The organism is Flavobacterium erciyesense, assembly GCF_018069925.1.
Lineage (GTDB): Bacteria > Bacteroidota > Bacteroidia > Flavobacteriales > Flavobacteriaceae > Flavobacterium > Flavobacterium erciyesense.
The window spans coordinates 23,860-39,877 of the sequence record NZ_JAGPXB010000001.1 but is presented as its reverse complement, the minus strand read 5'-3'; the positions used below and the strand labels follow the sequence as shown (position 1 = coordinate 39,877).

Below are 16,018 nucleotides of genomic sequence, written 5' to 3'. Positions count from 1 at the left end.
TAAAATAAACAACGAATTATGCTATACTACTTATTCGAATATTTAGACAAAGTAATGGATGTGCCGGGCACAGGAGTTTTTCAGTACATTACCTTCCGTTCTGCCTTAGCTTTAATGCTTTCGTTATTATTGTCTACCATTTACGGGAAAAGAATTATTCGTTTTTTACAAAGACAGCAAGTAGGCGAAACAGTTCGTGAACTTGGGTTAGCGGGACAAAATGAAAAAGCAGGTACACCAACCATGGGTGGATTGATAATTATTTTTGCCACATTGTTGCCGGTTCTTTTGTTTGCTAAACTGCATAATATTTACATCGTTTTGTTGATTGTTACCACTTTATGGATGGGAACTATTGGTTTTATTGACGATTATATCAAAATCTTTAAAAAAGACAAACAAGGTTTAAAAGGAATTTTTAAAGTAATAGGTCAAGTAGGATTAGGACTAATCGTGGGTACCGTTTTGTACTTTCATGCGGGAGTTACAGTTCGTACTGATACTTCAACATCGGATATTTTTAAAGCGCCAAATAGCACAGTAATAACTCCAGCTCCTATCGAAGAAAAGTCGACAGCTACTACAATTCCGTTTTTTAAAAATAACGAATTTGATTATGCTGAGGTTTTAGCTTGGACGGGTGATGGTTATGAAAAATGGGCTTGGTTGATATTTATTCCTGTTGTTATTTTTATTATCACAGCGGTTTCTAATGGAGCTAATTTGACGGATGGTATTGATGGTCTGGCCGCAGGAACATCGGCAATAAGTGTGTTGGCACTCGGTATTTTTACTTTTGTTTCTGGAAATATTATCTTTTCGAACTACCTCAATATTATGTACATCCCGAATTCGGGTGAAATGACCGTATTTATAGCCGCATTTGTTGGGTCGTTAATTGGTTTTTTATGGTACAACTCTTATCCGGCATCGGTTTTTATGGGCGATACAGGAAGTTTAACTATTGGAGGAATTATCGCTGTACTAGCAATTGCAGTGCGTAAAGAAATGTTGATTCCTTTGTTGTGCGGAATTTTTCTAGTCGAAAACTTTTCTGTAGTGCTGCAAGTAAGCTACTTTAAATATACCAAAAAACGTTTTGGCGAAGGACGAAGAATTTTTCTAATGTCGCCTTTGCACCATCACTATCAAAAGAAAGGTTACCACGAAAGCAAAATTGTAACTCGCTTTTGGATTGTAGCCATCATGTTAGCCATTTTGTCTATCGTTACTTTAAAATTGAGATAGTATGAGGCTAGTAGTTTTAGGAGGAGGCGAAAGCGGTGTAGGTACCGCCATTCTTGGAAAAAGTAAGGGATACGATGTTTTTGTATCCGACTTTGGGAAAATCAAAAACAATTACAAAGAAGTTCTTTTAATTAATGGCATTGCTTGGGAAGAAGAAAAACATACGGCAGATTTAATTTTAAACGCCGATGTAGTGATGAAAAGTCCAGGTATTCCTGATCGATCGCCTATGGTGAAACAGCTTTTAGCAAAAGGAATTCCTGTAATATCAGAGATTGAATTTGCAGCTCCTTTTACACAAGCAACAATTGTGGGCATTACAGGTAGTAACGGCAAAACGACCACTACCATGCTTACGCATCACTTGCTAAAATCGGCAGGTTTGAATGTTGGTTTAGGAGGTAATATCGGTAAAAGTTTTGCTTGGCAAGTGGCCGACAACAAATACGATTCTTACGTGCTCGAATTAAGTAGTTTTCAGCTTGACGGAATAGATAAATTCAAGCCGCACATTGCCATAATTACAAATATAAGTCCAGATCATTTGGATCGCTATGAATACAATTATGATAATTACATAGCAGCCAAGTTTAGGATTACAATGAATCAAACCGAAGAAGATTATTTGATTTACGATGCCGACGATGAGGCGATAACAAATTGGTTAAAAAACAATACAACAAAAGCAAAATTAATTCCTTTCTCATTGACACAAACTTTCAGCGAAGGAGCCTTTATAAAAGATAACAAAATGGAAGTAAAGATTACTAAAGACGAATTTACAATGGACACAGAGCACATTGCATTAGAAGGAAAACATAACATGAAAAACGCAATGGCAGCAACTTCTGTAGCTCGATTAATGCAAATAAGAAAGGCTACTATTAGAGAAAGTCTTTCGGATTTTCAAGGAGTAGAGCATCGTCTTGAAAAAGTGCTTAAAATTCAAAACGTACAATATATCAACGATTCAAAAGCGACGAATGTAAACGCAACTTTTTTTGCATTAGACAGCATGAACACACCAACAGTTTGGATTGTGGGTGGCGTAGATAAAGGAAATGACTATAATGAGTTAATGTCTTTGGTTCGTGAAAAAGTAAAGGCTATTATTTGTCTTGGAGTGGATAATAAAAAAATTATCGATGCTTTTGGCAATGTAGTTGATATGATGATTGAGGTTACGAACATGAATGATGCAGTTCGTATGTCACAACGTTTAACCGAGAAAGGTGATACGGTATTGTTGTCGCCTGCGTGTGCTAGTTTTGATTTGTTCGAAAACTACGAAGACAGAGGAAGACAATTCAAGCAAGCGGTTAAAAGTTTATAATAAAAATCCATTCCCAAAGTTCAAAACTACAAGCAATGATTAAAAATCTAGTAAACAAATTAAAAGGAGATAAAGTTATATGGTCATTTGTGGCCTTATTGGCTTTGTTTTCGTTTATGCCTGTTTTTAGTGCGAGTAGTAATTTAGCTTATTTAGGCCATGGTACGGGAAATACCTTGGGATATTTACTGAAACATTTGGTTCACATTTGCTGTGGTTTTGCCATTATTTTTTATGTGCACAAAATTCCGTACCAATATTTCCGTTCTTTATCAAGATTGCTACTGCCCCTTGTATGGGTGATTTTGTTGATTACAATGGTAAAAGGAACCGTTATTGGTGGCGCAAACGCTAGTAGGTGGTTGCAAATTCCGTTTATCGGTTTGTCCTTTCAACCATCGGCATTTGCTGCTTTGATTTTGTTTATTTATGTTGCAAGGTACCTTTCTAAAACTAGAGAAACTCCGATAGATTTTGTACAATCATGTAAGGAATTGTGGTTGCCTGTTTTCATCACTCTAATGTTTATTTTACCATCGAATTTTTCAACAACTGCCCTGATTTTTTCAATGGTAATTATGTTAGTTTTTATTGGTAAATATCCTTTAAAGTATATCGGATTTATAGTTGGATCAGGTATTGTAGCTTTAGTATTTTTTGTTTTAGTTGCTAAAGCTTTTCCTAATGCTTTTCCTAATCGTGTAGATACTTGGATCAGCCGAATAGAAAGTTTTACAAGCGACAAACCAGATGAAGATGATTACCAAATAGAAAAAGCAAAAATTGCAATAGCCTCTGGCAAAATTTACGGTTTGGGTCCTGGTAAAAGTGTCCAAAAAAACTTTTTACCGCAGTCTTCCTCCGATTTTATTTTCGCCATAATCGTAGAGGAATATGGCCTTGTGGGTGGAATTGGAGTTTTGATTATTTATATGTTTTTGCTTATTCGTTTCGTAGTAGCATCTCATAAAGCGCCTACCATGTTTGGGAAATTAGTGGTTATTGGTTTAGGATTTCCGATGATATTTCAAGCAATGATCAATATGGCTGTTGCGGTTGAGTTATTACCAGTTACAGGACAAACTTTGCCATTAATTAGTAGTGGAGGAACTTCTATTTGGATGACTTGTATTGCACTTGGTATTATTTTAAGTGTGACGAAAAAAGAAGAAGAAATCGCCGAAGAACAGAAAGAAGCGGCCAAGCGTGACGAAGTTTTACAGCGTTTAATTGATGAGACGATAGCAGCTGAAAACAATGCGGAGCCTTCTTACTCAATTGAAGAAAAAGGCTCAAACCCTTTGAAGGCAGTTTACAATAAATAAAGTACAGTAGATATTTAAGCATACAAAAATGAAAAACTATAAATTCATATTGAGTGGAGGCGGAACCGGTGGACATATCTATCCGGCAATCGCTATTGCAAATGAATTAAAGTCGCGTTTTCCTGACGCTTCTTTTCTTTTTGTTGGTGCCCAAGATAAAATGGAAATGCAAAAAGTACCTCAAGCAGGATATGCTATCGAGGGTTTATGGATTGCTGGTTTACAACGAAAGCTCACATTTGATAATGCTGTATTTCCACTAAAAGTAATGTCAAGTTTATGGCGTTCAAAAGCTATTATTAAAAAGTTTCAACCAGATGTAGTTATCGGTACGGGAGGTTTTGCGAGTGGTCCGCTATTGCAAATGGCAGGATCGGCGGGAATTCCTACTGTAATTCAAGAGCAGAATTCCTTTCCTGGAATTACAAACAAAATATTGAGTAAAAAAGCACGCAAAATATGTGTGGCTTACAACAATTTGGAGCGTTTCTTTCCAAAAGATAAAATTATTGTAACAGGAAATCCTGTTCGTCAAGATCTATTAGATATTGAATCAAAAAGAACGGAAGGGATTGCTTATTTTAACTTAGATGCTTCCAAAAAAACGCTTTTGGTTTTAGGTGGAAGTCTTGGTTCGCGAAGAATCAACCAATTGATCGAAAAAGAGTTGGATTTTTTGATTGCTTCAGGTGTTCAAGTTTTTTGGCAATGTGGCAATTTTTATAAATCAGAATACGAGCATTTGAGCAGTAAACCTGGCGTTCAAGTGGTAGCATTTATTGATAGAATGGATTTAATTTATGCAGCTGCTGATTTCGTGATTTCACGTGCTGGTGCTTCTTCTGTGTCTGAATTATGTTTGGTAGCCAAGCCAACTATTTTTATTCCATCACCAAATGTTGCCGAAGATCATCAAACTAAAAACGCACAAGCAATTGTGGATCAAAAGGGAGCACTTTTATTGAAAGAAAGCGATTTAGAAGTAAAATTTCAATCACTTTTCAACGATATTTTGCACGATGAAAAGTTGCAAAAAAGTTTAAGTGTAAATATGAAAGCCTTGGCTAAGCCTAATGCGACTAAAGATATTGTTGACGAAATTGTAAAACTGATTCGGGATTAAGGAAAATAAGTTCAGTATAAAACAGTGAGACTTCGTTAGAATAAAATTTTAAACAGAAAATAAAAATGAATCTAGAGCAAATACATAACGTTTATTTTATCGGTATTGGTGGTATTGGTATGAGTAATCTGGCGCGCTATTTTAAAACCTTGGGAAAACAAGTAGCGGGTTATGATAAAACGCCATCGGTATTGACTAATGAGTTGATAGCGTCAGGTATTGCTATTCATTTTGAAGATAACGTAGCTCTTATTCCATCTCATTTTTCTGTTGAAAGTACATTGGTAGTAGTGACACCGGCTGTTCCAGTTTCGCACTCACAATGGAATTTCTTTCTGCAAAACAATTTTGTGATTAAAAAAAGAGCCGAGGTACTCGGAATTATAACTAAAGATACTTTTTGCTTTGCCGTTGCGGGTACACATGGTAAAACAACTACTTCTGGAATTTTAGGTCACATCTTACATCAAAGTGGCGCTGATGTTACCGCTTTTATTGGCGGCATTGTAGAAAATTATAATTCAAATTTAATCGGAAACGGAAAAACGGTCACTGTTGTAGAGGCCGACGAATTCGATCGTTCATTTTTACATTTGCATCCAAATATAGCATGTATCACCTCTATGGATGCAGATCATTTGGATATCTATGGTACGAGCGATGCAATTGAAGCGTCGTTTAAAGAATTTGCTTCTAAAGTAGAAGATAAAAATAAGTTATTCATAACAAGCGAGTTACCAATTGATGGGGTGGTTTGCTCAATTAATACGGATGCACCTTATCGTGCGTATAATGTACGAATTGGCAACGGAAGTTATGTTTTTGATGTACAGACACCTACTGAAATCATCAAAGATCTTCATTTTGGATTGCCAGGAAAACACAATTTAATGAATGCATTAATGGCGATTGCAATGGCTAATTTATTCGGCACCCCAACCGAGGCCATTGCAAAAGGCATTGCTTCTTTTCAAGGGATTAAAAGAAGATTTTCGTACCAGATTAAAAGTGATGAAAAGGTTTATATAGACGACTATGCCCACCATCCTACTGAAATTAATGCCGTGCATCAAGCCGTAAGAGAATTGTATCCAGGGCAAAAAGTACTTGCAGTATTTCAACCGCATCTTTTTAGTAGAACGCGAGATTTTGCAGCTGATTTTGCAAAAAGTCTTTCAGCTTTTGATGAAATCTTGTTGATTGATATTTATCCAGCAAGAGAGCTACCAATTGAAGGAATTACCTCAAGTTGGTTGTTAGAAATGGTGTCTAATGAGCACAAAAAGTTAGTAACAAAATCAGAGATTATTCCTGCTGTTTTAGCTAGCGATGCAACGGTGATTGTGACCATTGGTGCAGGTGATATAGGAGAGATGGTTCCGCAAATTAAAATGGCTATCAATGAAACGCTTTAACTGGACAAATACCCGATTAGTCCTGATGTTTGGACTAGTTATTTTTCTTTTTTCATTCACTTCAAAACGAAATGAAAAAAGAAAATTAAGAGCTACAGAAGTTATTTTTGTTGAGCAATTAGACCCGTATGTTAAACAAGAATCGGTTAATAAATTGTTAATAGAAAAAAATAGGGATGTAAAAAGTATTGAAAAACTTACTTTAGATTTGAGGGAGTTGGAGCAAACTATCAATTCACAAAAAATGATTAAAGAATCAGATGTTTTTGTGACTATTGATGGCGTGCTTAAAGCAGTAGTAAAGCAAAAGACCCCAATAGCAAGAGTTTTTGCCAATGAAAGGTCTTTTTATATTGATTACGAAGGTGGTACAATGCCTTTGTCAACCAATTTTACTGCAAGAGTTCCGCTTGTTTCTGGAGTAATTGGGTCAGTAAATAATGAAGAATTGGTGAGTTTGTTTCGGTTGATTTACGAAGATGATTTTTTGAAAAAAAATATTATTGGAGTCGAGATAATGCCGAACAGTAGCCTAAAAATGTACAATAGGAATTTTGATTACCGCATCGATTTTGGTAATTTAAAAAATGCGGCAGTGAAATTTAAAAACTATAAAGCTTTTTTTCAAAAAGCAGTTTTAGATAGTTCGTTGTATAAATATAAAAAAATTGACCTCCGATTTACGGATCAAGTAGTTTGCACTAAATAATAGAGAATGGAAAAAGAGAACATTGCAGTAGGTCTAGATATTGGGACAACTAAAATTGTTGCCATGATAGGTAAAAAGAATGAGTACGGGAAACTCGAAATTTTAGGATTAGGTAAATCCAAAAGTCTTGGTGTAGCCCGAGGTGTGGTAAATAATATTACCCAAACTATTCAATCTATACAGCAGGCAATTCAGGAGGCGGAGATAGATTCAGGTTTTAAAATTAAGGATGTTGTTGTTGGGATAGCCGGTCAACACATTCGTAGTATACAGCATACAGATTATATCAGTAGAAATAATCCAGAGGAGGTTATTGGCGGAAATGACATACAGTTTTTAATTGACCAAGTCAACAAACTTGCGATGTTGCCGGGAGAGGAGATTATTCATGTTTTACCACAAGAATTTAAAATTGATGGTCAATCTGAAATAAAAGAACCTATCGGGATGTACGGCGGACGCTTAGAGGCGAGTTTTCATGTTGTGGTAGGGCAAGCTGCTTCTATCAGAAACGTAGGACGTTGCATTCAAAGTTCTGGTATTGATTTGTCAGGACTTACTTTGGAACCTTTGGCTTCAGCAGATGCAGTTTTGAGTCAAGAAGAAAAAGAAGCAGGTGTTGCCTTGATTGATATTGGTGGTGGAACTACTGATTTGGCTATTTTTAAAGATGGAATCATTCGTCACACAGCTGTAATTCCTTTCGGTGGAAATGTAATAACAGATGACATCAAGGAAGGTTGTTCAATCATTGAAAAACAAGCTGAATTGCTTAAAGTAAAATTTGGTTCTGCTTGGCCAGGTGAAAACAAAGACAACGAGATTGTTTCAATTCCTGGTTTAAGAGGTAGAGAGCCGAAAGAGATTTCTTTGAAAAATCTGTCTAAAATTATTCACGCACGAGTTGTAGAAATCATTGATCAAGTTTTTACAGAAGTAAAAGCATACGGACACGAAGATCCTCGCAAAAAATTAATTGCAGGTATTGTATTAACTGGAGGTGGTGCGCAGCTTAAGCACATCAAACAATTAGTGGAGTACATTACCGGTATGGATACGCGTATTGGTTATCCTAATGAGCATTTGGCAGGTAATTCAGATGAAGAAATTTCAAGCCCTTTATACGCGACAGCAGTAGGTTTGGTAATGAAGAGTATCGAGAATAATTCTCAAAGTGCTGTTCGAAAAGGTCAAATAGAACAACCAAAAGAAGTTGTAAAAAGAGTTCAAGAAACACCAACTGTTGTTTATGAACCAGAAGAAGAAGTGCAGATAGAGCCAGAAGCAGTGAAGGCACCTTCGACAGTAAAAGGAATACAAAAAAACTTCTTTGATCGTTATGTAGAAAAAATCAAAGAATTTTTAGACAACGTAGAATAAGAAGTCAGCAAAGAATAAGAATTAATAATAAATATCAAAAACCCAAAATTATGCCAAGCAACACAGAATTTGGAAGTATTTCATTTGATTTACCTAAAAATCAATCAAATGTAATAAAAGTTATAGGGGTCGGTGGCGGCGGTAGTAACGCTATAAACCACATGTTTAGACAAGGAATCAAAGGGGTAGATTTTATCGTTTGTAATACTGATTCTCAAGCGTTGCATAATAGTGCTGTTCCAAACAAAATTCAATTAGGTGTACACTTAACTGAAGGTTTGGGAGCAGGCGCAAATCCAGATGTAGGACAACAATCAGCCATCGAAAGTATCTCTGAGATAGAGAAAATGTTAGATGTAAATACCAAAATGGTTTTTATCACCGCTGGTATGGGTGGAGGTACAGGTACTGGTGCTGCTCCTGTAATTGCACAATTAGCTAAAGAAAGAGATATTCTTACTGTAGGTATTGTGACTTTGCCTTTCTTATTTGAAGGTAAAGTACGTCAGGAACAAGCGTTAATTGGTATCGAAAAATTGCGTAAGCAGGTTGATTCTTTGATTGTTATCAACAATAATAAGTTAAGAGAAGTTTATGGTAATCTTGGTTTCAAAGCAGGATTTTCAAAAGCGGATGAAGTTTTAGCTACAGCCTCAAGAGGTATTGCAGAGGTAATTACGCACCACTACACACAAAACATCGATTTACGTGATGCTAAAACTGTGTTATATAACAGCGGAACGGCTATCATGGGATCAGCTGTTTCTTCTGGCGAAAACAGAGCAAAAGAGGCTATTATTGCGGCTTTAGATTCTCCTTTATTGAATGATAATAAAATTACTGGTGCCAAAAACGTATTGTTGCTTATCGTTTCTGGAACTAATGAAATTACTATCGATGAAATTGGCGAGATCAATGACCACATTCAAATTGAAGCAGGTCACAACGCCAATATTATTATGGGTGTTGGTGAGGATGAAGCTCTTGGTGATTCTATTGCAGTTACAATTATTGCTACAGGTTTTGATATCGAACAACAGAATGATATCGTAAACACAGAGCCAAAAAAAATTATTCACACCCTAGAGGATGAGCAAAGAAGTGTTCATAATTTGAGCAATACGTCAGTAAATACTTTTGATATCAATATTGAAACTCCAGTATCTTCAAATTCAAACGAAAGAATTGTCTTTGATCTTATGGAAGATGAAGTTGTCGTTCCTGCTCCTGTAGTTGCAGCTCCGGAGGTAAATGCTGAAGAGTTAATTGGAATGTCTGACTTTATCAAAAATTTGGATGTTACTTTCGAGATAGTTTCTCCAATCACTGATATCGATTTTGTAGTAACCAATGCTATTCCAGAAGTAAAAGCAGTTCAGCCAAAAGCGCCAGAAAAACAAGAACAAACCGCATTTTCTTTTGACTTGCCACTTTTCAAAACTGAAGCAGCAGCTCCAGTGCAAGAAAATAAAGTAGTTTGGGAACTAACCAACGAAACAAAAGAAATCAAAGTAAATGATGCAGTTCAGTTCGTTCCTGTAACCGAACTTTCAGATAACGGCATTATCAAATATTCTTTAGAGGAGTTTATGGAGCCAGAAGCAGAGTTCATGCCAAAGCCAGTTGCTAAAGTAGTTGAACCTGTAATTCCAGCTGAATTAAATATTACACTTAAGCAAGTTGAGCGCGCGGTAAATGAGGCGCCGGTAGATTTCGCAGCAATTTCACCAATGGAAATGACTATTGAGGAATCAATGCGTATGAAAGCAGATGAGCGTCGTCAAAAATTAAAAGAATTCAACTATAAGTTCAATAACAACGTAGCGAATCGTGACGATTTTGATAAAGGACCAGCCTACAAGCGTTCTGGGATCGATATTTCAACTAATCAAGTGAACAGTGCTAATTCAAGAATTTCATTGAGTACTGACAGTAACAACGATTTACAATTCAGATCAAACAACTCGTATTTGCACGATAACGTTGATTAATACGCAATAATACCAAATGTAAATAACCCGAAAATAGAACTTATTTTCGGGTTATTTTTTTTGATGCTATGACATTAACAGCAGTTGCTATTACGGTTAAAATGCTATAAATTTGTCGAGCCTATTTCCAGCTGTCGTTACAAGCTTTTGGCACAAAACACTTTTTTCTACCTCCTTAAAATAGCTTCCTTTGGTCGCTTTTTAAGTCCAAGAAAAAAATGTGTTTTCCTCTCAAAAGGCTTTTCACTTTCATCTGGGGCAAAAATTTATCATTCATAAGTTGTTTCAACTACAACAGTAAAACAAAATTTAAAACCCAATATATGAGTTTATCAGTACAAATCATGGACGAAATGAAAACCGCCATGAGAGCCAAAGATACGGTTGCTTTAGAAGCTTTAAGAGCCATAAAAAGTGAGATTCTTTTAGCGCAAACGGCTTCTGGATCTAAAGAAGAAATTACCGAAGATGAAGAGGTGAAGTTATTACAACGTTTAGTAAAAACACGTAAAGAAAGCGCAAGAATTTTTACAGAGCAAAACCGTTTGGATTTGGCTGAGCCAGAATTGGCTCAAATCGCTGTAATCGAAAAATTCTTGCCAGCTCAGTTAAGTGAGGAGGAAGTAGAAGCTGTAATTGCTAAAATTATTGCTGAAACAGGAGCTTCTGGTATTGCAGCAATGGGTAAAGTAATGGGATTGGCTTCTGCACAACTTGGTGGAACCGCTGAGGGTAGAACGATTTCAACAATAGTAAAAAAATTATTGACCTAGTCAGAAATTTATGCATAACGATTTTATTTTGTAAATCTAAAATCGTTACTTGCGCCTCTCAAAAAAACAAAACTTTTCCGTTTGGTTTGTAATCGGCAGTTACATTTTTGCATACCAACAGTGTTTTTAACACTCCAATGAAAAACTGTTTTGTTTGAGATTTTTTTGGCTGTGTAGTTCAACTGGATAGAATATCAGATTTCGACTCTGAGGGTTGCAGGTTCGAACCCTGTCGCGGCCACTTTTAACTTTAAAGCTTCAACTGATTTCCCAAGGAGGGAGCATGGTTGAAGCTTTTTTAATAAATCCACCTTTTCGTATGACAATTGCATTGATAATTTCTGGGTTTGTTGCTGTATCTCTTTTGCTCTATGTGATCTTTGTGATTGTAGAGCCCATTTTTTTGTTTCTTTTTAATAAGCCACTTTATGTTCATTTTTATCCGGTACAACGCAAATTGTCACCGAATCAAAGAGAATTACTGGCAGATAATTTTCCTTTCTACACGGCACTTTCCACACGATACAAATCCTATTTTGAACATAGAATAGTATGTTTTATCGAGCGTTATCAATTTGTAGGTAGGAAAATTGAAGTTACCGATGAGATGCGGGTTTTAATCGCTGCTACTTACGTCATGCTGAGTTTTGGTTTGCGTAAGTATTTAATAGCTGTTTTTGAAGTAATTATTATTTATCCTACTTCTTATGATTCGGATGGCAATGGTGTCTTTCACAAAGGGGAGTTAAATATAAAAGCGAAGGCAATAGTTTTCTCTTGGGAAGATTTTATGTCCGGTTTACAAACGAAAAATGACAATATTAATTTGGGTTTGCACGAGTTTGCGCATGCCTTACAAGTGCATGGCGTAAAAAGTAAAGATGCAAGTGCAATTGTGTATCACGATTCTTTCAACCAATCACTAAGTTATTTTTTAGACCCTAATCGTCAAAATGAATTACTTCGAAAAGGATATTTTAGAGCTTATGCTTATGAAAATGAGTTTGAATTTATGGCCGTGGTTTTAGAGCATTTCTTTGAATCTCCTTTAATTTTTAAAGAGAATCATCCCGCATTATACCAACATGTTGTTAGGATGCTAAATTACAAAAGCAGGTAATTTTGTGCTCTGCCGCCAAGCGAATTGAGTTGCGTCTTTTTGTTATTTCCCAATTGTAAAGCTATTTTTTATAATTATTTACCAAGATTTGTATAGTAGTGACAAGTGGGGAAAGTAAATTTTTAAAGGTTGCTATTTTTGATAAGCCTACTTTATCGCTACACAATATTAATTTTATAACACAAACTAATTCTAATGGAAAAGAAAGAAAAGAATTTTGGTCTTCACGAAGATTGGACTGTGGTACTCATTGGATTTTTAATTATTGCTATATCGCTGTTTGTATTTCTGCCAGAGGTGCCTGTTTTTAAATGGTCCACGGGTTCTGATTTGATGGATACGGTTTTTTCAAAAGAAAATGTGCTGCTTATCCTTGTTCAATTTTTCTATTTTGGAGCATTAGGCAGTCTTGCAGCATTGTTGATTGGTAAGTCAGTGCGGTATTTTGCTATAGTTTTTCCAGTACTGTATGCTCTTACCCTTTTGGCTCTTATTTGTGCCGGAAACAGCTGGGTAAAAAATTATAATTTAGAAGCGGTTATTTTTAGTTTAGCAATAGGGTTGTGTATCGGTAATTTGGTTATACTTCCTGACTGGTTTCGTACAGCGCTTTCAACTGAAGTCTTTGTCAAAATTGGTTTGGTGCTTTTAGGAACGAGTGTGATTTTTTCAGATATTCTAAAAGCTGGTTCGTTGGGACTTATACAAGCATTGGTTGTGGTTTTGTCAGTTTGGTACTTTGCCTTTTGGTTGTGTAAAAAACTTAAAGTTGACGATGAACTGACTATGATGATATCTAGTGCCGTTTCCATCTGTGGCGTATCAGCAGCTATTGCTACTTCGGGAGCTATTAAAGGAGATTCAAAAAAGTTATCTTACGTAATTTCGATGGTGTTGGTTACTGCAATCCCAATGATGATTTTTATGCCGATGATTGCTAAATATTTTAACTTTCCAGAAACAGTTACAGGAGCTTGGTTGGGCGGAAGCATTGATACTTCGGGAGCGGTTGTTGCTTCGGGGTCATTAGTAGGCGAGACGGCTTTAAAAATAAGTACTATCGTTAAGTTTTCTCAAAATGTTTTATTAGGAATTGCTGCTTTTGCGATTTCAGTTTATTGGACGTATACGCAAAACCAAACAGCCGATGTTCAGGCTGCCAAACCTACTTTAGGAGTTATTTGGGAGCGTTTTCCGAAGTTTGTTTTGGGTTTTATTGCTGCCTCTTTGTTTTTTTCTTTTTTGGTTCCATCTGAAACGAGAGAAGTTGTAAAAGAAAGTTTAAAAAATATTCAAGGTCTTTGGTTTGCTTTAGCCTTTACTAGTATTGGTCTTGAAACCAATTTTAAAGAGCTTTTTTCAAATAGTAGTAAAAAACCATTGTTCGCTTTTTTATTGGCGCAGTTATTTAACGTGATTATGACATTGATTGTTGCTTTTCTATTGTTTGAATAACTTTTGTAATAGGAAGCCCTGAAAATTTTTGAAAGTAATTCTTCTAGAAATAAAAAATCCCAATCTATGTGATTGGGATTTTTGTCGTTTTATATGGTAGTAATCTTTTTTAAGTCGGCAACCGTGGCAATTGGGTCAGTAGCTCCAAATACGTAGCTTCCAGCAACTAAAACATCGGCTCCAGCTTCTGCTAGCTGACGCGCGTTTTTGTTGGTTACACCGCCGTCTATTTCAATAATTGTTTGCGCTCCTTTGCGGTTTATTAAAGCTTTTAGCTTTTCTACTTTTGCGTAAGTGTTTTCAATAAATGATTGTCCTCCAAAACCAGGATTTACACTCATGATACAAACCAAATCAATATCATTAATTACATCTTCTAACAGATCAATTGAAGTGTGTGGATTAATGGCAACTCCTGCCTTCATTCCTTCTGCTTTTATGGCTTGCAGCGTTCTGTGCAAGTGTGTGCACGCTTCATAATGTACGCTCAGGATATTAGCTCCTAGGTCAGCAAATGTTTTGATGTAACGATCAGGATCTACAATCATTAAGTGTACATCAATTGTTTTGGTAGCGTGTTTTGCTATAGCTTGTAAAACTGGCATTCCGTATGAAATGTTTGGTACAAAAATGCCGTCCATGATGTCTATATGAAACCAATCGGCTTCACTATTGTTGATCATTTCAATGTCTCGCTGTAGGTTTCCAAAGTCAGCCGCTAATACTGATGGAGCAATAAGTGTATTTTTCATTGTGTAGTTGTTTAATCTGAATATGTTTCAGATTCTTAAGTTGTTGGTGCAAAAATAGTTTTTTTAGACCAATTGAAGTACTTTTTCATTAAGAAGAAATAGCGTCTTTTTGTAACGAAGGTAGCGTAAGGGATAACAGCGACATTCTTTTGTGCAGCGTTAGCGAAACAAAAGATATAGAGAATAGCCCGACCCGAAGTTTTTACGGAGGGTTACGCCCTTAAAGTGAATAGTGAGAAGTGAATAGTGAGAAGTGAATAGTGAGAAGTGAATAGTGAGAAGTAAATAGTGATTTGTGGTTATATTGAAAAAAAATAAAACCTCGGAAACTCGATCCGCCGTGGCGGAGAACAGACCGAGGTTTTATTGAAAAAAATAAAACCTCGGTAATCAGCCGAGGTTTCAATCATCAATCAAAAAACGAACAGTTAATCAGACTGTTGTTTGCTTTAAAAAAGTTTCAAGTTTAAGGTTTCAAGATGTTTTGAGCAACTTTAAACTTTAAACTTGAAACAAATATAGTTATCCTAAATAGGTTTTTAAAATTTTACTTCTAGAAGTATGTTTTAATCTACGGATTGCTTTTTCCTTGATTTGACGTACACGCTCACGAGTTAGGTCGAAAGTTTCTCCAATTTCTTCTAAAGTCATTGGGTGTTGGTCACCAAGACCAAAGTACAAACGAACTACATCAGCCTCACGAGGTGTAAGAGTTTCAAGAGAACGCTCAATTTCGGTGCGCAATGACTCGTGAATTAACTCTCTATCTGGGTTTGGAGACTCTCCAGAACGCAATACATCGTAAAGGTTAGAATCTTCACCTTCTACAAGTGGAGCATCCATGGATAAGTGACGACCAGAGTTTTTCATAGACTCTTTTACATCATTTACGGTCATGTCAAGTTCTTTTGCAATTTCCTCAGCAGATGGCGGACGCTCGTTAGATTGCTCTAGTAAAGCGTACATTTTGTTGATTTTATTGATAGAACCAATTTTGTTCAAAGGCAAACGCACAATACGAGACTGCTCAGCCAAAGCTTGCAAAATCGATTGACGAATCCACCATACAGCATACGAAATGAATTTGAAACCACGAGTTTCATCAAAACGTTGTGCTGCTTTTATAAGTCCAAGGTTTCCTTCGTTAATTAAATCGGGAAGTGTTAAACCTTGATTTTGATATTGTTTTGCCACCGATACTACGAAACGTAAGTTGGCTTTTGTTAATTTTTCTAAGGCGCGCTGGTCACCAGCTTTAATCTTTTGTGCTAACTCTACCTCTTCATCAGCCGTGATAAGATCAACTTTTCCAATTTCTTGTAAATATTTGTCTAATGATGCAGTTTCACGATTCGTTACCTGCTTGGTAATTTTAAGTTGTCTCATGGTGTTGT

Annotated in this window: 13 protein-coding genes and 1 tRNA gene; 12 read left to right on the top strand and 2 right to left on the bottom strand. The window is 36.1% G+C overall.

What is annotated here, in order from left to right:
• Positions 1-18 precede the first annotated feature (18 nt).
• From mraY to KBJ98_RS00130, 12 genes are all read left to right on the top strand, one after another.
• Positions 19-1,248, top strand: a complete 1,230-nt coding sequence (mraY, locus tag KBJ98_RS00185) for a phospho-N-acetylmuramoyl-pentapeptide-transferase (RefSeq protein ID WP_210787772.1) — start codon at positions 19-21, stop codon at positions 1,246-1,248.
• Between the two features lies 1 nt (position 1,249).
• Positions 1,250-2,581, top strand: coding sequence for a UDP-N-acetylmuramoyl-L-alanine--D-glutamate ligase (murD, locus tag KBJ98_RS00180; protein WP_210787771.1), 1,332 nt, complete (start codon positions 1,250-1,252; stop codon positions 2,579-2,581).
• A 38-nt stretch (positions 2,582-2,619) separates the two neighbouring features.
• Entirely contained in the window at positions 2,620-3,906 is a 1,287-nt protein-coding gene (locus KBJ98_RS00175) for an FtsW/RodA/SpoVE family cell cycle protein (RefSeq protein WP_210788196.1), read from the top strand.
• A gap of 28 nt (positions 3,907-3,934) precedes the next feature.
• A complete protein-coding gene (gene murG / locus KBJ98_RS00170; RefSeq protein ID WP_210787770.1) occupies positions 3,935-5,029 on the top strand; it encodes an undecaprenyldiphospho-muramoylpentapeptide beta-N-acetylglucosaminyltransferase in 1,095 nt (364 codons plus the stop codon).
• A 65-nt stretch (positions 5,030-5,094) separates the two neighbouring features.
• Positions 5,095-6,444 carry a UDP-N-acetylmuramate--L-alanine ligase gene (murC, locus tag KBJ98_RS00165; protein WP_210787769.1) on the top strand — a complete coding sequence of 450 codons (1,350 nt, stop codon included), beginning with the start codon at positions 5,095-5,097 and terminating at the stop codon, positions 6,442-6,444.
• Complete coding sequence (locus KBJ98_RS00160; protein WP_210787768.1) at positions 6,431-7,153, top strand: cell division protein FtsQ/DivIB; 723 nt, start codon at positions 6,431-6,433, stop codon at positions 7,151-7,153. The genes murC and KBJ98_RS00160 overlap by 14 nt, the downstream gene beginning before the upstream one ends.
• A gap of 6 nt (positions 7,154-7,159) precedes the next feature.
• Positions 7,160-8,533: a cell division protein FtsA gene (gene ftsA / locus KBJ98_RS00155; RefSeq protein ID WP_210787767.1), complete on the top strand. Its 1,374-nt coding sequence runs from the start codon at positions 7,160-7,162 to the stop codon at positions 8,531-8,533.
• Positions 8,534-8,583: 50 nt separating this feature from the next.
• A complete protein-coding gene (ftsZ, locus tag KBJ98_RS00150) occupies positions 8,584-10,524 on the top strand; it encodes a cell division protein FtsZ (RefSeq protein WP_210787766.1) in 1,941 nt (646 codons plus the stop codon).
• 323 nt (positions 10,525-10,847) lie between these two features.
• Entirely contained in the window at positions 10,848-11,297 is a 450-nt protein-coding gene (locus KBJ98_RS00145; RefSeq protein WP_166133340.1) for a GatB/YqeY domain-containing protein, read from the top strand.
• Between the two features lie 167 nt (positions 11,298-11,464).
• A tRNA-Arg gene (locus tag KBJ98_RS00140) sits at positions 11,465-11,538 on the top strand.
• A 78-nt stretch (positions 11,539-11,616) separates the two neighbouring features.
• Positions 11,617-12,417, top strand: coding sequence for a zinc-dependent peptidase (locus tag KBJ98_RS00135; RefSeq protein ID WP_210787765.1), 801 nt, complete (start codon positions 11,617-11,619; stop codon positions 12,415-12,417).
• A gap of 195 nt (positions 12,418-12,612) precedes the next feature.
• Positions 12,613-13,872 carry a YeiH family protein gene (locus KBJ98_RS00130; protein ID WP_166133343.1) on the top strand — a complete coding sequence of 420 codons (1,260 nt, stop codon included), beginning with the start codon at positions 12,613-12,615 and terminating at the stop codon, positions 13,870-13,872.
• An 89-nt stretch (positions 13,873-13,961) separates the two neighbouring features.
• On the opposite strand, the gene rpe is transcribed toward KBJ98_RS00130, so the two are convergent.
• Positions 13,962-14,624, bottom strand: a complete 663-nt coding sequence (rpe, locus tag KBJ98_RS00125; protein ID WP_166133345.1) for a ribulose-phosphate 3-epimerase — start codon at positions 14,622-14,624, stop codon at positions 13,962-13,964.
• A 522-nt stretch (positions 14,625-15,146) separates the two neighbouring features.
• Positions 15,147-16,010, bottom strand: coding sequence for a sigma-70 family RNA polymerase sigma factor (locus KBJ98_RS00120; protein WP_026707723.1), 864 nt, complete (start codon positions 16,008-16,010; stop codon positions 15,147-15,149).
• Positions 16,011-16,018 lie beyond the last annotated feature (8 nt).